This is a genomic window from Shewanella canadensis, assembly GCF_003966225.1.
Classification (GTDB): domain Bacteria; phylum Pseudomonadota; class Gammaproteobacteria; order Enterobacterales; family Shewanellaceae; genus Shewanella; species Shewanella canadensis.
Genome location: NZ_RXNU01000012.1, coordinates 1 through 18,565 on the forward strand (window position 1 = coordinate 1; position 18,565 = coordinate 18,565).

The 18,565-nt window shown below is 44.7% G+C and carries 14 protein-coding genes; 12 read left to right on the top strand and 2 right to left on the bottom strand.

The annotated features are described in order from the left end of the window. Positions 1 to 150 precede the first annotated feature (150 nt). Entirely contained in the window at positions 151 to 2,184 is a 2,034-nt protein-coding gene (locus tag EKG38_RS18270) for a putative bifunctional diguanylate cyclase/phosphodiesterase (protein ID WP_126521748.1), read from the bottom strand. A gap of 198 nt (positions 2,185 to 2,382) precedes the next feature. On the opposite strand from EKG38_RS18270, the gene pnp reads away from it, so the two are divergent. The 11 genes from pnp to deoD all read left to right on the top strand — a co-directional run bounded on the left by pnp (position 2,383) and on the right by deoD (position 16,390). Beyond that, a complete protein-coding gene (gene pnp, locus EKG38_RS18275; RefSeq protein WP_126521750.1) occupies positions 2,383 to 4,488 on the top strand; it encodes a polyribonucleotide nucleotidyltransferase in 2,106 nt (701 codons plus the stop codon). A gap of 431 nt (positions 4,489 to 4,919) precedes the next feature. Then, positions 4,920 to 5,828 (top strand): lipoprotein NlpI, encoded by a 909-nt coding sequence (nlpI, locus tag EKG38_RS18285; RefSeq protein WP_126521752.1) that lies wholly within the window; start codon positions 4,920 to 4,922, stop codon positions 5,826 to 5,828. 286 nt (positions 5,829 to 6,114) lie between these two features. Then, positions 6,115 to 7,695 carry a peptide chain release factor 3 gene (gene prfC / locus EKG38_RS18290; protein ID WP_126521754.1) on the top strand — a complete coding sequence of 527 codons (1,581 nt, stop codon included), beginning with the start codon at positions 6,115 to 6,117 and terminating at the stop codon, positions 7,693 to 7,695. Between the two features lie 196 nt (positions 7,696 to 7,891). Next, entirely contained in the window at positions 7,892 to 8,068 is a 177-nt protein-coding gene (locus EKG38_RS25505; protein WP_500691054.1) for a DUF5363 family protein, read from the top strand. 73 nt (positions 8,069 to 8,141) lie between these two features. After that, positions 8,142 to 8,906, top strand: coding sequence for a TatD family hydrolase (locus EKG38_RS18295; RefSeq protein WP_126521944.1), 765 nt, complete (start codon positions 8,142 to 8,144; stop codon positions 8,904 to 8,906). A 177-nt stretch (positions 8,907 to 9,083) separates the two neighbouring features. Then, the gene (locus EKG38_RS18300; RefSeq protein WP_126521756.1) at positions 9,084 to 10,343 is read left to right on the top strand and encodes a NupC/NupG family nucleoside CNT transporter; all 1,260 of its coding nucleotides are present in this window, start codon (positions 9,084 to 9,086) and stop codon (positions 10,341 to 10,343) included. Positions 10,344 to 10,724: 381 nt separating this feature from the next. Next, a complete protein-coding gene (locus EKG38_RS18305; protein ID WP_126521947.1) occupies positions 10,725 to 11,558 on the top strand; it encodes a nucleoside-specific channel-forming Tsx family protein in 834 nt (277 codons plus the stop codon). A gap of 452 nt (positions 11,559 to 12,010) precedes the next feature. After that, a complete protein-coding gene (gene deoC / locus EKG38_RS18310; RefSeq protein WP_126521758.1) occupies positions 12,011 to 12,784 on the top strand; it encodes a deoxyribose-phosphate aldolase in 774 nt (257 codons plus the stop codon). A 184-nt stretch (positions 12,785 to 12,968) separates the two neighbouring features. Continuing rightward, on the top strand, positions 12,969 to 14,300 hold the full coding sequence (gene deoA, locus EKG38_RS18315) for a thymidine phosphorylase (RefSeq protein ID WP_126521759.1): 1,332 nt from the start codon (positions 12,969 to 12,971) through the stop codon (positions 14,298 to 14,300). Between the two features lie 13 nt (positions 14,301 to 14,313). Then, positions 14,314 to 15,531, top strand: coding sequence for a phosphopentomutase (locus tag EKG38_RS18320; RefSeq protein ID WP_126521760.1), 1,218 nt, complete (start codon positions 14,314 to 14,316; stop codon positions 15,529 to 15,531). Positions 15,532 to 15,679: 148 nt separating this feature from the next. Then, positions 15,680 to 16,390: a purine-nucleoside phosphorylase gene (deoD, locus tag EKG38_RS18325; protein ID WP_126521762.1), complete on the top strand. Its 711-nt coding sequence runs from the start codon at positions 15,680 to 15,682 to the stop codon at positions 16,388 to 16,390. 123 nt (positions 16,391 to 16,513) lie between these two features. Here deoD and EKG38_RS18330 read toward each other — a convergent pair whose 3' ends face one another. Next, complete coding sequence (locus EKG38_RS18330) at positions 16,514 to 17,260, bottom strand: YtjB family periplasmic protein (protein ID WP_126521764.1); 747 nt, start codon at positions 17,258 to 17,260, stop codon at positions 16,514 to 16,516. 77 nt (positions 17,261 to 17,337) lie between these two features. Here EKG38_RS18330 and serB point away from each other — a divergent pair, with 77 nt between their 5' ends. Further along, positions 17,338 to 18,342 carry a phosphoserine phosphatase SerB gene (gene serB, locus EKG38_RS18335; RefSeq protein ID WP_126521766.1) on the top strand — a complete coding sequence of 335 codons (1,005 nt, stop codon included), beginning with the start codon at positions 17,338 to 17,340 and terminating at the stop codon, positions 18,340 to 18,342. The last annotated feature ends 223 nt before the right edge of the window (positions 18,343 to 18,565 follow it).

Below are 18,565 nucleotides of genomic sequence, written 5' to 3' on the forward strand. Positions count from 1 at the left end.
CAATGTCGGTTCTATATCGATGATTATTATAATATAGTGAGAAGACATGGGACTCTAGATGGAGTGAGTCCCACTGTATTTGAATCTAGAATTTAAACCCCGTGTCCACTTTGCCGGGGTCATATCACCCTCGACCCTCGACCCTCGACCCTATATATGGCTGATACTCGCAGTTTGAGGTTTAATATAGCTATCTTCAAACTCTTTTTGTGTCACTGGTTTGCTGAAATAAAACCCTTGGCCTATCTGGCATTTATTACTGTTTAACCAATCTAACTGCTCTCGAGTTTCAATTCCCTCGGCAACGATGTTCAAGTTTAGCTGTTGACCTAACATCAAAATGGTCGACGCGATCGCACTCTCATTCGGAAGGTCGGTGACGAAACAGCGGTCAATTTTCATCGTAGTGATGGGCAGGTGTCTCAGATAGGAGAGTGAAGAGTAACCCGTTCCAAAATCATCCACTGCGATACCAAACCCAGCTGATTTAAGCTGCTGAAGTTTCGATATGGCAAGCTCAATATCATTCATCAGCGAGGTTTCTGTTATCTCAATTTCAAGAAGATCGGGACTAATTTGATACCTGAGTGCTAATTGTTTGATATCGGGCACTAAGCTGACATCGGCAAATTGCTGAGATGCAACGTTGACCGCGATGGGTAAAGCGAAGTTATATTCCTTTTTCCATTTTCTGATCGTTTTACAGGCTTCTTCGATGACCCATCGCCCGATAGGAATAATAATCCCTGTCTCTTCAGCCACGGGAATAAAGGACATAGGACTGATTAAACGGCCATCTTTCTGCCATCTGATGAGGGCTTCACAGGCGACAACCTTGCCGGTTTTAATATCGAACTTAGGCTGATAATGAAGTACAAACTCTCCATTTTTCAGTGCGTCATGCAGCGAGGCTTCGGTACGGAGTCTTACCGCCGCACGTTCAGTCATCTGCTGTTTGAAAAACGCCCATTGATTAGATCCTGCAGCCTTAGCGCTGTACATAGCGATATCGGCATGACGAATAAGATCTTCTGCGCTCATTCCATCGTCAGGATAGATGGATATACCTACTGATGCGGCAGGATGGATAGTATGCTCATTGAGCTGCATGGGAGTATTGAGCTGGAGCAGAAGTTTGTCGACAAAGTCCGCTGCTTGATCCGGAGTGCGGAGCTCGTCGGCTAAGATAACAAATTCATCCCCACCGAGTCTGGCTACGGTCCCGTTATCCCCGACTACGCGTTCGAGTACCCGGGCAATCCGTGCTAAAAACTGGTCACCAATCGCATGTCCGAGTGAGTCATTGATATTTTTGAATCTATCGAGATCGATAAAGAGCATACAGAATTGATGTTTATGAACACGCGCTCTTTGAATCGTGACTGCAATCGTTTCCAGTAATAAAGTTCGATTTGGCAGGCCGGTTAATGGATCTCGGGTCGCCATTTTTCTGAGCTTACTCTGTGTCTGACCAAATTGAATAAGGATCTGATTAAACTTGGATGTTACCAACCCTAATTCATCATCAGTATGTGATTTAGCCATGGGGAGTAAGTTTTCATCGGGAGATTCAGGATCAATTTTGTCGATCGCTTCACTGATCTCAGCAATCGGTTTAGTTAAAAAACGATGAAAGACAATGGAGAGTACTAATGTGATAAGTAGTGCTCGAGCTAAAGTGGCGATCAAGCTGAATTTGAGTTGTGAAAAAAGTGAATCTGTCAGCCCTTGGGTATCGTAAAAAACTGTTAATGTGCCAATAAGCTGCTGTTTCTCGGTGCCTTCAAAATAAAAAGGTCGATAAAGAGAACGAGAGATCTCTTTCAGGTCACCAAAGAGTTTGTTGCTGAGGTCTTCAAAGATATTTGGATATGACCTCTTACTTAAGACCGAAACAAACATTGAGCCATCATCGAGCTCTATTACAGCCGAACCTACGTGTTCAACTTTTAGCACACCCTCTAAAGTTTGTTTGGCAAGATTGTCATCGAGTGCCCATACGGCATTGGCCGCAGGTTGCTCCACCGAATCGAGTAATTCTGTTTGTGAGTCTTTAAGACCATCTCGTGCAGACACTCCTACTAATGCAATTTCGACGATAAAAATCGCAATCGCAAAGAATAATGCGGAAAAAACGACAAGACTCGTCTGTTTCCATGTAAGAGATTTAAAGCCTGCATTCATTTGACCATCCTTATATACCAGTGAACTGATACCAAAAATTCAGGTTTTACGGCTATTCCAAAAGGAATTTTTCCAGATACTACTCACTTTAGAGAAAAGTTTCTGCTTTGTCATCACTATGTGCTCTTTATCTATTGATTAGAGATGAAGTATACTTGCCTGCGAAATTAAGGTAATTAAAATTAAGGAATGGTTCACGTGAATCCAATCGTAAAGAGTTTTGAATATGGTCAGCACACAGTCACGCTAGAGACTGGGGTTATTGCACGTCAAGCCGATGCCGCCGTTTTGGCAAGTATGGGTGATACCACAGTATTGGTTACTGTTGTTGGGAAGAAATTTGAAGAGCCAGGTCGTGACTTTTTCCCACTAACTGTTAATTACCAGGAAAAGACTTACGCTGCGGGTAAGATCCCAGGTGGTTTTTTCAAGCGTGAAGGCCGTCCATCTGAAAGCGAAACATTGATTGCCCGCCTTATTGACCGTCCAATCCGTCCACTATTCCCAAATGGCTTCAAGAATGAAGTTCAGGTAATTATCACAGTAGTTTCTGTCGATCCTGAAATCAATCCTGATGTTATTTCGATGATTGGTACTTCAGCTGCATTGGCTATATCTGGTCTGCCTTTCAATGGTCCACTAGGTGTGGCACGTGTTGGTTATACTGACGGCGAATATGTTCTTAACCCGAATGTCAGTCAACTTGTTGATAGTGATCTTGACCTGATTGTTGCCGGTACTCAAGGTGCTGTCTTGATGGTTGAGTCTGAAGCGGCTGCACTTCCAGAGGAAGTGATGCTAGGTGGTGTGGTTTATGGCCATGACCAACAGCAAGTTGTTATCAGTGCCATTAACGAGCTAAAAGCTGAAGCAAGCAAGCCTGCATGGGATTGGACTGCTCCAGTTCAAGACGCAGACCTTGTTGCTAAAATTAAAGATTTAGCCGAGGCCGAGATGGCCGCTGCTTACCAAATTGAAGTTAAGCAAGATCGTTACACTCAAGTTGGCGTTGTAAAATCTGCTGCTAAAGAAGCATTATTGGCTGAAAACCCAGAAGCTGATTTGCGCGAAATCGACGGCCTTCTTGGTAGCTTAGAGAAGAAAGTCGTTCGTAGCCGCATCATTGCTGGTAACCCACGTATCGATGGTCGTGAACCTGATATGGTTCGTGGCTTGAATGTGATGGCTGGTGTACTGCCACGTACCCACGGTAGTGCTTTGTTTACTCGTGGTGAAACTCAAGCACTAGTGACTTGTACTCTAGGTACAGAGCGTGATGCTCAGAAAGTTGATAGCATCATGGGCGAGTACACTAACCGCTTTATGCTGCACTATAACTTCCCTCCATATTCTGTTGGTGAAACAGGTTTTGTTGGTTCACCTAAGCGTCGCGAAATCGGTCACGGTAAGCTAGCATGGCGCGGTATCAATGCCGTTATGCCTTCTGCAGAAGAGTTCCCATACAGCGTTCGTGTTGTATCTGAAATCACTGAATCTAACGGTTCAAGCTCTATGGCTTCTGTTTGTGGTACTTCACTTGCTCTTATGGATGCGGGTGTACCAATTAAGACATCTGTTGCCGGTATCGCTATGGGTCTGGTTAAAGAAGGTGACGATTTCGTCGTTCTTTCTGACATCTTGGGTGATGAAGATCATCTTGGTGACATGGACTTTAAAGTTGCTGGTACTCGTGATGGTATTACTGCACTGCAGATGGATATCAAGATTGAAGGTATCAATAAAGAGATCATGCAGATCGCACTGCAGCAAGCCTATGGCGCACGTGTTCATATCCTGAATGTTATGGACCAGGCTATCGGTGAGCACCGTGATGATATCTCTGATCATGCTCCACGTATCACAACGCTTAAGATTAACCCTGAGAAGATCCGTGACGTGATTGGTAAAGGTGGTGCAACTATCCGCGCACTTACCGAAGAAACTGGTACAACTATCGAACTTGAAGATGATGGTACTGTTAAGATCGCATCGGCAAACGGTGATGCAACGAAAGAAGCAATCCGTCGTATCGAAGAGATCACAGCAGAAGTTGAAGTCGGTACTATCTACAACGGTAAAGTTGTTCGTATCGTTGATTTCGGTGCGTTCGTTACTATTCTTCCGGGTAAAGATGGTTTGGTTCATATCTCTCAGATCGCTGAAGAGCGTGTTGCTAACGTTTCTGATTACCTACAGACTGGTCAAGAAGTCAAAGTTAAGGTGATGGAAGTCGATCGCCAGGGCCGTGTACGTCTTTCTATGAAAGAAGCTGCGCCTAAAGCTGAAGCTGCACCAGCCGAGTAAACCTATCTTGTAAAGATATGTTGAATATGAAAAGGAGACCTTAGGGTCTCCTTTTTTATGCCTGAATTTCTTGATACCAATCGGTATAAGAAAGTGATCTACTCAGAGTGTTTTTTGGCAAACTAATTCAAGGCGAATGAGTGAGGGAATGGTGCTCCCTTCTGAAGTCATTCAACGCAGAAGTAGGCAGCCAAAAAAACTCCTGAAAGGCGAGTTTTAACGGATCCGATGCAGCGTTAACGAGCTTAAACGTAGAACAACTATGCTTTTCACTCGTTGCCTTGCCTCAGAAGCGCTAAATTCTCGCTGAGCGAGCACATCTTTATACCGATTGGTATAAACTGATTGATGAAATAATTAAATCCTTGATAGCCGTAGTGATAGGGGATTGCTATGATTACAAGCACTGGTGAACTCAAAGGGTTAAATGGATGATTCAAAAGATGCGGACAGTCGCAGTAGTGGTTTTAGCTGGTATGAGTATTTTGCTAACAGGATGTGTCTCAACTCAGTCTGGCGTGAATGAGCAGGGCAAGGTCATGGTTGAACCTGTGATGCCTGATTATAAGCTTGAAATCACCTTAGCTAAATTAAATGAAATTTTGTCATCCGCCGAGTTAACCGATGAGCAAAGAGCCAGGTTTCACTATGACCGCGGCGTTATCTATGACAGCGTCGGGCTGCGTATCTTGAGTCGAATAGATTTTCATCAGGCGCTGAAATTACAACCTAACCTTGCCGATGCTTACAACTTTATTGGAATTTATTATACCCAGGAAGGAGAATTTGAAAGCGCTTATGAAGCATTCGATGCGGTTTTAGAGCTCTCTCCCGATTACGATTACGCCTTTCTTAACCGTGGTATCGCTCTGTATTATGGTGAACGTAACGCGCTTGCCGTATCAGATATGGAGTCTTTCTACTCTCAGGACCAAAAAGATGGTTATCGTGCACTCTGGCTCTACCTGACCGAAAGTGAGATAAGCGTTGAACAGGCTAAAATAAGACTCGAATATAACCGAACTCAACTGACACCAAATGCCTGGTCTAATGAATTGGTTGATTTCTATCTAGGGAACAAGAGTCGGGAACAGGTTTTTGCGGCTGCTAAAGAGGGGCTTTCTCACCCCAATGAGTACGCCGAACGACTTTGTGAAGCCTATTTCTATATCGCCAAAATTTCCCAGCAGCAGGGAAACTACAATGATGCGGCAAATTATTTCAGGCTCGCTTTAGCGACCAATATCTACGATTTTGTAGAACATAGATACGCCAGGATAGAGCTTGCTAAAATTAATGCCAAACTCTATGCCGAAGAGTCAGCCAAGAACCCTCATTAAGACCTATCTATAGTGCAATGAAACCATGCAATCTTTTATTCAGGTTGCATGGTCATTCAGATCTTTCCCTTATTGGGAGCATAACTTTCTTTAAACCCAGACTCTACAATTTCGCTATGATTTGAGAGCCCCTATGCTAGCTTTCACGCACAGTGAGGCATTCAGAATGAAATATTTTTTGTATTCGCCCACTCAGCAGGTTTAATCTAGCTGTCACTGTCTAGCCAAGTCTTAGTCTAACCGCTATAATTGCCGCCTTTTAGAACACCAGAATCTGCAGGTTATCATGTCAGGCAATAAAGTTGAGGTCGACAAGCGTCGTACTTTCGCCATTATCTCTCACCCCGATGCGGGTAAGACCACCATTACCGAGAAGGTACTTTTATTTGGCAACGCGCTGCAGAAGGCTGGTACTGTAAAAGGTAAGAAGTCCGGGCAACATGCCAAATCTGACTGGATGGAGATGGAGAAAGATCGTGGTATTTCGATCACAACCTCTGTGATGCAGTTCCCCTATAGCGGTGCGCTCGTTAACCTTCTCGATACTCCGGGTCACGAAGATTTCTCTGAGGATACTTATCGTACTCTTACTGCTGTTGACTCATGTTTAATGGTGATTGACTCGGCGAAAGGTGTTGAGCAGCGTACGATTAAACTGATGGAAGTAACACGACTTCGTGATACGCCTATCATCACCTTCATGAACAAACTCGATCGTGATATACGTGATCCATTAGAGTTGATGGATGAGGTTGAGAAGGTATTGAATATTGCTTGTGCCCCTATTACCTGGCCAATTGGTTGTGGTAAAGAGTTCAAGGGGGTTTACCATCTTCTACGTGATGAAGTGATCCTCTATCAGAGTGGTCAGGGACACACGATTCAGGATTCGACAATCATCAAGGGGTTAGATAACCCTGAGCTGGATGCCGCTATCGGCACTTACGCCGAAGAGGTGCGAGAGGAGCTGGAGTTAGTTCTTGGCGCATCGAACGAGTTCGACCTTGAGCTGTTTCTTGCTGGTGAGTTGACTCCCGTTTACTTCGGCACCGCCTTAGGTAACTTTGGTGTGGATCATATTCTCGATGGTATCGTTGAGTGGGCACCTAAACCACAGGCACGCGAAACCGAAGTCAGAGAAGTGCAGCCGGAAGATGAAAAATTCAGTGGTTTTGTATTTAAGATCCAAGCCAACATGGATCCTAAACACAGAGACAGAGTGGCATTTATGCGCATCTGTTCTGGACGTTACGAACAAGGCATGAAGATGCATCACGTTCGTCTGGGTAAAGATGTGAACGTCAGCGATGCTTTGACCTTTATGGCAGGCGATCGACACCGTGCCGAAGTTGCCTACCCGGGTGACATCATAGGTCTACACAATCACGGTACTATGCGTATCGGTGATACCTTTACTCAGGGTGAAAAGCTGCGTTTTACCGGTATACCAAACTTCGCACCTGAAATGTTCCGTCGTATACGTTTGAAAGACCCTTTGAAACAGAAGCAGTTGCTGAAAGGACTGGTTCAGCTTTCCGAAGAGGGAGCGGTTCAGGTCTTCAGGCCTATAGATACTAACGACTTGATCGTTGGTGCCGTCGGTATACTCCAGTTTGAGGTCGTTGTTGGCCGCTTAAAATCTGAGTATAAGGTTGAAGCAATCTACGAAGCTATCAGCGTTTCGACTGCCCGTTGGGTGTATTGTGATGATGAAAGGAAACTTGAAGAGTTCAGACGTAAGTGCAGCACCAACTTAGCACTCGATGGTGGTGATAACTTGACTTACATTGCGCCTACTATGGTTAACCTGAATCTCTCCATGGAACGCTATCCGGATATTAAGTTCGCGAAGACGCGTGAAAACTAAAATTAATTGCCAGACTCAATTTTACAGATAGTTTCTAAAATCAGTTTTTAGAATTAGCTTTTAAAATTTGTCCCTCTGTTTAGCGTGTTAAAGCCCCATTCGAAAGATTGGGGCTTTTTTATATAATTTTTTAATTACTTTAGGTACGAAGTCGTGAGCAAAGGCTATTATCATTAATAATTTCGGGAGGGGAATAATGAACTGGATTGTTAGATTGTGGAGCGGTTATATCAACTGGTGTGACCGTATGGGGCTCACACCTGAAAATCGACGTAGCTGCGCTCCCAGGCTCTCAGACCCAGAGTTGAGTGACGATAGTGCTAGCGGGTGCCGAGGTTCGAACACTGCTAATAAGACCAAAGGGGAGTCATAGCGTGCCAACTCCTACTTCACATCTAAAGAATAGTTCACCTCAAGTTAATGGCTTATCACCAACAAAGCTGAGAATGATTGACAGCCACGCCCACCTGGACTTTCCTGAGTTCGATATCGACCGTGAACAGGTGTTCGATGCAATGAGAAGCGCTGGAATAGAGTCCGCCATCATTCCCGGCGTATCGCCTGAGCGTTGGGATAATCAAATCGCAGTAGCAAGGCAATTTAACTGCCCTTATGCGCTGGGCATCCACCCCTGGTGTTGTCAATCTGATTCGATAACGTTATTCAATGATCTAAAAGATACCATCTCAAGGTACAATCATGATGAAAAACTGGTTGCCATCGGTGAGTGTGGCTTAGATAAGTTACGAAAAAGTAATTGGCAGGCACAGTTAATACAGTTCGAACGTCAACTGGAACTGGCAAAAGAGCTGGAATTGCCTATTATTTTACATGTTGTTAAAGCTCACAACGAGATGCTGGCGCTGTTGAAACGGTATGCTCTGCCTAAGGCTGGCGTCATACATGGCTTTTATGGTGGCGCTGAGCTTGCTAACGAGTATATTCGACTGGGCTACAAGTTGGGTATAGGTGGGTTGATTTTGAACGATAGGGCCTTAAAACTTAAAAGTTGCATTGCAAGCATTTCTTTAGATTCTATCCTTATCGAGACAGATTCTCCCTCTATGGCGCCTGATAATTGGCCTGAAACACGCAATACACCGCTTGTTTTGCACTCAATCGTGAAAGAAATAGCAAATTTACAGAAAAAAACTAGTGTTCTAATTTCAGAACATGCTTTTCTCAATGCGGTGCAACTCTTTGACCTTTAATTTATTTTTAAATAAACAGGTGCTAATCGCATCGGAAGTTGTGAGTAAATCGCTGAAATTAAAGTTCAAAAATTTGATCGGAACGACCCTTTTCGCTACTTGGTCGGGTATAATCGGTCTCGAAAAAGGTTGGTTAACAACATAATTAAAAAGTATTAACAAATAGGGTGATGGTTAATGGATATTTTAATGAGTTTGGTAGGGGTGGTCACCCTACTTGCGATAGCGTTCGCGTTATCGAATAATAGAAAAGCAATTAACAAGCGTACCGTTTTTGGTGCATTAGCAATTCAGGCCGCTTTCGGTGGTTTCGTTTTGTATGTCCCAGTCGGTAAAGATATTCTAAAGGGTATTTCAGATGGCGTGTCTAGCGTTATTGGTTATGCTCAAAACGGTATCGGTTTCTTGTTCGGTGATTTGGCTAACTTTAAAGTTGGTTTCATTTTCGCCATCAACGTTTTACCAGTCATTGTTTTCTTCTCTTCTCTTATTGCTGTTCTTTATTATCTTGGCGTTATGCAGTGGATTATCCGTATTATCGGTGGTGCACTACAGAAAGCTCTTGGTACAAGCCGTACAGAGTCTATGTCAGCAACGGCAAACATCTTCGTTGGTCAAACTGAAGCGCCACTAGTTGTACGTCCGTTTATCGCGACTATGACTAACTCTGAGCTATTTGCCATCATGGTAGGTGGTTTAGCGTCTATTGCTGGTTCAGTAATGGCCGGTTATGCGCAGATGGGTGTACCAATCGAATATCTAGTTGCCGCTTCATTCATGGCAGCACCAGGTGGTCTATTAATGGCTAAACTGATGCACCCTGAAACTGAAGAAGCCAAGAACGATATGGAAGATCTTCCAGAAGACCCTGATAAGCCAGCTAACGTTATCGACGCTGCTGCTGCAGGTGCTTCATCTGGTATGCATCTAGCCCTTAACGTTGGTGCAATGCTTCTAGCGTTCGTTGGTTTGATTGCTATGATGAATGGCATCATCGGTGGTGTTGGCGGATGGTTCGGTATGGAAGGTCTAACTCTTGAATTAATTCTTGGTTATATCTTTATGCCTCTTGCATTCCTTATCGGTGTACCTTGGAGCGAAGCACTCGTTGCAGGTTCTTTCATTGGTCAGAAGATTGTGGTTAACGAATTCGTTGCCTACCTGAACTTCGCTCCATACATGAAAGACATCGCTGATGGCGGTATGGTTGTTGCTGAAACAGGTCTAGCTATGACAGATAGAACAAAAGCGATTATCTCTTTTGCTCTTTGTGGCTTCGCTAACTTGTCTTCAATCGCGATTCTTCTCGGTGGTCTAGGTGCTATGGCACCAACTCGTCGCCACGACTTAGCTAAGCTAGGTATGCGTGCAGTAGCTGCAGGTTCACTTGCTAACTTGATGAGTGCGACACTAGCGGGTCTCTTCCTGGCTCTATAACACAAATGTTATAAACGTTAGGTAATCCAGGGGGGTGCCCCTGAACTATGACTCTGCTCAACAGAGCAGAGTCTAAGTTAACACAGCCATTTTTCAGATTTAAATTTGTAAAACATATAGCTAATCTTTAACAGATTAATGATTAGCTGTGTGAGGACAAACACAATTTCAATTTTAGTTTATGTTTAAAATTCGATACGAAATTGTGTGATAGAAATTTTGTGATAATTGTTATTTGATTCGATGTTAAAACTTAGTGTTCTCAATTTTACATCAATACAGTTGTGCTTTGGCACAAAGTAAGTAAAATGCGGCACGATAAAAAGAAACGCTGACTCTTTCTCAAAAGAGCGGCACACCATAAAATAAATGGGGTTGATGATGAAAAACGTTAAAACTTTAGCACTAGCAGCAGCAGCTGTAGCAGTCATGTCTGCACCAACGTTCGCTGCTGACCGTGGTGACGATATCCGCGCTGGCGATTACAGCTGGATGCAGTTCAACGCAATGTACGCGTTTGACGAGCTTCCTTCTTCTGGTGAGAGCGGACACGATTACCTAGAAATGGAATTTGGCGGCCGCGCTGGTGTTGTTGACCTATACGGTTATGTCGATGTATTCAACTTAGCAAGTGGTGATTCAGGCGATAAGGCTGAAGGTACAGCTAACAAGATGTTCATGAAGTTTGCTCCACGCTTCTCTATCGATGCAATCACTGGTTGGGACCTTTCAGCTGGTCCAATCCAGGAAGTTTACATCTCTACTCTATTCAACTGGGGTGGCGGTGTGATCGGTGAAGATGTAAACAATGTTTCCGTAGGTATCGGTGCTGATGTTATGGTTCCATGGTTAGGTAAAACTGGCATGAACCTTTACGGTTACTACGACATTAATGCTAAAGATTGGAACGGTTACCAATTCTCTATGAACTGGTTCAAGCCTTTCTACTTCCTAGAGAACGGCAGCTTCGTTTCTTTCCAGGGTTATGTTGATTACCAGTTCGGTGCTGATGAAGTTATAGCTGATAGTGGCACCACAACATTTACTTCTAGCGGTGGCGCTGCATACTTCGGTGTTCACTGGCATTCAGACAACTACGCACTGGGTTATGGTCTGAAGGGATACAATGACGTCTACCTTCTTAAAGATGGCGGTACATTTGGTCTAGAAACTACTGGTTTCGCACATTACCTGACTGCTACTTACAAGTTCTAAGAGTTACTTTTAGAAGTTAGTAAGCATCTGTTAGAGCCGTGCAATGCACGGCTCTAAATTTAATTTTTACTTAAGCATGAGCTATATTTACATAGTCTGTTTAATTAAAAGTTAATCTGTAAAATATAAAGCTAAAAGATAAAGTTTTACGCGCTAAAATGGATTTTTCGCGGAAAGGCAGAAACCATGCATTTCAGTTTCCCCTTCCCGGTCTTCAAGGATTCAAGTCGTGACCTAGTGTCAGGATTGCAGTTATCGAACTTTGAACTATGAACATTCAAATTCAATAACTACACTGAATACCTGAATAAACAGATATCACCAATGGTGATATCTAAGGCGACGCCCGAAGGCCCGGCCATAAAAATAATCAAAAAATGCCACTTCCAGGCGCTGCCTTACGTAGATTTCTATTTCATCTTATTATTTGAATTACGTTTCGGAGAGCTATTATGAGCGATTTAAAAAAAGCAGCACAAAAAGCCATTGAATTGATGGATCTGACCACCTTGAACGATGATGATACCGATCAGAAGGTGATTGAACTTTGTCATAAGGCTAAGACGCCTGCCGGCAACACTGCTGCAATCTGTATCTATCCTCGCTTCATTCCAATCGCACGCAAGACACTGAACGAGATGGGCTGCGAAAGCATCCGCATCGCGACTGTGACTAACTTCCCTCACGGTAACGATGATATCGCTATCGCGGTACTAGAGACTCGTGCTGCCGTTGCTTACGGTGCAGATGAAGTCGATGTGGTTTTCCCATACCGTGCACTGATGGCTGGTAACGAGACTGTTGGTTTCGAGCTGGTTAAAGCCTGTAAAGAAGCGTGTGGCGAAGGTGTACTGCTTAAGGTGATCATCGAGTCTGGCGTACTGCAAGACCCTGCACTTATTCGTAAGGCTTCTGAGTTATGTATCGATGCAGGTGCTGACTTCATTAAGACTTCTACCGGTAAAGTTCCGGTTAATGCAACCATCGAAGCTGCTGAAATCATGATGACAGTGATCAGCGAAAAGAACACCAAAGTCGGCTTCAAGCCTGCTGGCGGCGTTCGTGATGCCGCTGCTGCCGGTGAGTTCTTAGGACTTGCTGCACGTCTCTTAGGTGATGAGTGGGCGACGCCACGTACCTTCCGTTTTGGCGCGTCTAGCTTGCTAATAAACCTTCTGCATACCTTGGAACTAGGTGATGCTGCTAAGGGCCCTCAAGGTTACTAAATAGTGTTGCCCTATTTTACTATTGGAAAATAGGGCCATCTTTTTTAGTTAAGTGTGATCTAAATCTATTTGGAAACACCAAAACTTGGTTAATATGTTTTGTAATTAAATTACGTTTTTTGGTGTTTCATTAAAGAGATTGTAACTATTTACTGAAAACTAGTTACACTCTGGAGGCAGTACCATGTTTCTAGCTCAAGAGATTATTCGTAAGAAGCGCAATGCTGAGGCGTTGTCAAAAGAAGAGATTCAATTTTTCGTTAAAGGTATTACCGATAACACGGTTTCAGAAGGTCAGATAGCAGCGCTGGGTATGGCGGTCTATTTTAATGACATGAACATGGATGAGCGTATTGCGTTAACGACATCTATGCGTGACTCGGGTACCGTTCTAAACTGGAAATCACTGGACCTTGATGGTCCTATCATCGATAAGCACAGCACTGGTGGTGTTGGTGATGTTATCAGCTTGATGCTTGGCCCTATGGCTGCAGCATGTGGCGGATATGTTCCGATGATCTCAGGCCGTGGCCTTGGTCATACCGGTGGAACGTTAGATAAGTTTGATGCAATTCCCGGTTACCAAACCGAGCCAGATAGTGCATTGTTCAGAAAGGTAGTTAAAGAAGCCGGTGTCGCCATTATTGGTCAGACGGGTGACTTGGTTCCTGCCGATAAGCGCTTCTACTCGATTCGTGACAATACCGCGACCGTTGAGTCAATCTCACTCATTACTGCTTCAATTCTCTCAAAGAAACTGGCTGCTGGCCTCGATGCTCTTGCTATGGACGTTAAAGTCGGTAGTGGCGCGTTTATGCCTACCTATGAGGCATCAGAAGAGTTAGCACGTAGTATCACCGCCGTTGCAAACGGTGCGGGTACTAAGACTACCGCTCTGCTTACCGATATGAACCAGGTTCTGGCTTCATGTGCGGGTAATGCTGTTGAAGTTAAAGAAGCGGTCGATTTCTTAACGGGTGCATACCGTAACCCTCGTCTCTATGAAGTGACCATGGGTTTATGTGCAGAGATGCTGCAGTTAGGTGGTATCGCTTCGAGCGAAGCTGAAGCGAGAGAGAAGCTAAATCGCGTTCTCGATAACGGTAAAGCGGCTGAGATATTTGGTCGTATGATCTCTGGTCTTGGCGGACCTGCAGATTTCATCGAGAACACGGGTCTGTATTTGCCAGAATCTAAGATTATCCGTCCAGTCTATGCTGATCAAACAGGTTTCGCTTCGTCGATGGATACTCGTGAGCTCGGTCTTGCGGTTGTTACCTTAGGTGGTGGCCGTCGTAAGCCAGGTGACGCACTCGATTACAGTGTTGGTCTGACTAAAGTTTGTGCTCTAGGTGATGAAATTTCTGCTGATAAGCCAATCGCCTTCATTCATGCGCAAACAGAGAATGCGTTTGCTGAAGCTGAAGCTGCGGTTAAGAAAGCCATACACGTAGGCGAGACGAAACCAGAAAAGACTCCTGAAATATATCGCTATATTCGTGAGTCAGATCTGTAACGGAGCATTAAGTATGAAACGTACATATATTATGATGTTGGACTCATTTGGTATCGGAGCTGCGGCAGATGCTGAAGCGTTCGGTGATACCGGGTCTGATACCTTTGGTCATATCGCACAAGCGTGCGCCGAAGGAAAAGCAAACGAAGGTCGTGAAGGCCCGTTAAAACTACCTAATCTCGCACGTCTGGGCCTTGCCTTGGCATCGAAAGAGAGCACGGGCCAACTTCCAGCTGGTTTCAGTGACGATGTTGAGATCATTGGTGCCTATGGCCATGCCGATGAACTCAGTACCGGTAAAGATACGCCGAGTGGACACTGGGAGTTAGCGGGTGTACCTGTTCTGTATGAATGGGGATACTTTAGCGACCATACCAACTCTTTCCCGAAAGAGCTGACGGATAAAATTTTAGCGAGAGCCGGCTTGTCAGATTACTTAGGTAACTGCCATGCATCGGGTACTGCGATTCTGGAAGAACTCGGTAACGAGCACATGACCAGTGGCTTGCCAATTTTCTACACTTCGGCAGACTCTGTATTCCAGGTGGCATGTCACGAAGAGACTTTCGGACTAGAGAACCTCTATACTTTGTGTCAGATCGTTCGTGAAGAGCTTGAGCCATATAATATTGGACGTGTTATTGCCCGTCCTTTCGTTGGCACAGGCCCTAGCGACTTTGCCCGCACGGGTAACAGACGTGACTACGCGGTTGAGCCGCCAGCGAAGACGGTACTCGATAAACTCAAAGATTCCGGTGGTGAAGTGGTGAGTGTCGGTAAGATTGCCGATATCTATGCACATTGCGGTATTACTAAGAAAGTGAAAGGCACAGGCCTAGAAGCCTTGTTTGATGCGACACTCGAAGAGATCAAACTTGCTGGTGATAACACGATAGTGTTTACTAACTTCGTTGATTTCGATTCTCACTTTGGTCATAGACGTGATGTTGCCGGTTATGCGAGAAGCCTTGAGTATTTCGATTCTCGCCTGCCTGAACTGATGGCGCTGATGGGCGAAGACGATCTCTTACTGCTAACAGCTGACCATGGTTGTGATCCGACTTGGCCTGGTACTGACCATACTCGTGAACGTGTGCCTGTATTGGCATACGGAGCAGGACTAGAAGCTGGCTCATTAGGCCGCCGTAAGAGTTTTGCCGACATGGGTCAATCCATAGCAAGTTACTTTAAACTTGAGCCTATGGAATATGGCGAGTCGTTTATTAAGTAAATATTAATAGCGATAAGATACAATCTTATCGCTGGTTTTAGTTTGCAAGTAAAAATTTTGGCGGTTAGATGATGGCCGCCACATACAAAGGCTTAGGTCTGCTTACTTTTAGTAACGCTTAAGTTTCATTATATAAGGGGTTATATAGATGGCTACACCGCATATCAACGCACCAGAAGGCGCATTCGCTGATACAGTTCTATTTCCAGGCGATCCACTACGTGCTAAGTACATTGCTGAGACTTTCCTGGAGAACGTTGAGCTAGTTACTGATGTACGTAACATGTTCGGCTATACCGGTACTTATAAAGGGACTCGTATCTCTGTTATGGGTTCAGGCATGGGTATTCCTTCATGCTCTATCTACGCGACTGAGTTGATTAAAGACTACGGTGTTAAGAACCTGATCCGTGTCGGTACTTGTGGTGCGGTTAGCACTGACGTTAAAGTTCGTGACGTTCTAATCGGAATGGGTGCTTGTACCGATTCTCAAGTGAACCGTCTACGTTTTAAAGGTCAAGACTTTGCTGCTATCGCTGATTACGGCCTACTTAGCGCCGTTGTTAAAGCTGCTGAAGCTAAAGGTACTAAATTCCGTGTTGGTAACATGTTCTCTGCCGATCTTTTCTACACTCCAGATCCAGAAATGTTCGACGTTATGGAAAAGATGGACATCTTAGGTGTCGAAATGGAAGCTGCCGGTCTTTACGGTGTTGCAGCTGAGTTCGGTGCTAAAGCATTGTGTGTTTGTACTGTATCTGATCATATCCGTACCGGTGAAAAGACCTCTTCTGATGAGCGTCAAACTACCTTCAACGAAATGATCGAAATGACACTGGAAGCTGCAATTACACTTTAATGATTAACTCACTATTCTTTTAGTGATTTAAATCGGGTGTAACAGCTAAGTGTTAATCTAAAAGGGCTCTTGCGAGCCCTTTTTTGTTGCTTGTTATTTTGATACTGGTCGAAAAATACCGACCTATTCTGTTTTTTCAATGTCTTCGCTTGTTTCGGTGTTCTCGCCAATCACCTTATCTTTATCCGCTTGCTTCTTTTGACTCTTAGCCAGTGCCTTCCTGAGCTTTTCCTGCTCTTTCTTCCTTAACTTTCCAGGCTTCTGTCTCAACTTTGCCCGTGTTTTACGGCGGTCGAAATCTGCTCTCTTGAAGGAGAGTGAGCGGGATAACAGCATGCCGATTAAGCCTGCGATGATCAACATCATCTGTTGCTGTTCCATATTGATCTGGTGAGCCTCTTTAATCTCGTTAAAGAATAATCTGGGCTCTAGCCTGACCTCGATAAAACCTAAGTTAATGTCGTCTTGCGTTACCGCCTCAACATAGGGGGGGTAACGTTCCAGCAGTTTATTGAGCTCATCAGAGTCAGGCTCAAGTTCCTCATCGGTGACACTCTGTGCAAATGATAGCCTCTGCCCATCCTCACTGAAAATACTGGCCGACATCACTTTAGGGTCTTCCACTAAGGCGCTGGCGAGCCATTGCAACTGTTCATCATTTTGCAATTGGAGAGCCGGTGCCGCCCCGTAGGCCGTCTGCTGAACGAGTAATCTTGCCATCTTTTGCGTTTGGGACTTTAGAAGCTGCTGCCCTTGTAGTAGGCTAGTTTCCCATAACTGAATCAGACCCACAGCGAGTGTCAGCGCTATGGCCATCTGCAGTAGTCTGCTAATTCTATGGCTCTTTTTCAGTCCTTTAAGAAAAAACACTTTATACCTGAATTTATTTGGGTTTACCTAATCATAATTGATTATGGCCTTACCCGGTAGTTGGAGATGCGTTACTAATGGAAAGTCTGAGCCACACTTCACTGTTTTCATGGTTAATTAATGAAGAGACAGCCAGTTATCAATTTCATAGCCAGACCCAGATCCAAACCCTGTCACGCCATGTCGAGTGCCAGGCTCCGCAAGGAGGAGCCAGGCTCAGACTCATCTATGCAACGCGAGATGTTGAGGCTGAGATAGCCAGGGCGATTTCTCAGTCGACCTTACCGTTCAGTTTAGCGGTAATCGACAGGAGCAGCGGGCTTAACTGCATCGAACTGTGCAGTGATGAGCCACTTACCCAGACACATCTGCAGTTGTTCTCCTCCCTCGAGAAGGTTGAAGCTTTTTCAATGGCTGCAGAGCCGCCGACCCTCAATAGCCCGGGTTTATTGGTGATGGATATGGACTCGACCGCTATCGAGATCGAATGTATCGATGAGCTGGCAGCCATGGCTGGGGTAGGTGAAGCCGTTGCCGAAGTTACAGAGCGGGCGATGCTAGGGGAGCTCGACTTTGAGGAGAGTCTGAGGGGCAGGGTATCTCAGCTAACCGGGGCCGATGAATCCATTATTCAAACCTTGTGCGATAAACTGCCTTTAATGCCCGGGTTAACCGAGATGGTGAGTGAGTTGCAGTCTCATGATTGGCGTGTGGTTGTCGCATCGGGTGGTTTTACCCCTTTTGTCGGGCACCTTAAGGAGTTATTAAACCTCGATGCCGCCTATGCTAATAAGCTGGATATCGAGGGGGGGAAGCTGGCCGGCACCGTTTCCGGGCAAGTAGTCGATGCGCAATTTAAAGCCGATACCGTGCAACGATGTGCCAAGCTGTGGGATATCCCTCAAGGACAGAGATTAGCCATAGGTGACGGTGCTAACGATATCCCCATGATAGAGGCGGCCGATTATGGTATCGCCTATCATGCTAAGCCTAAACTTAAGCTGTCTGCCGATGTGTCTATCAGTCAGCTGGATTTAAGAGTGCTGCCGTATCTGTTACTGCTAAACTCAATCTCTTCCTAGAATAGCAATCCCTATTATATCGATTGGTATAAGGTCATATGGCTGCTTGGCGCAGCTTTATGGTCCACCGTTTAGGCGTTATTTTTTATGTTTAAAACGGCACTTATCTTTCTGAACTTAATCCTGTTATTTCATGTCTCGTGTTTAACCTTTTGTCAGTTGAGTAATTACTCTTGTTTTTCCTATACTGACTCAGTAAGTTAATCTCTAAATTAGAAAAAGT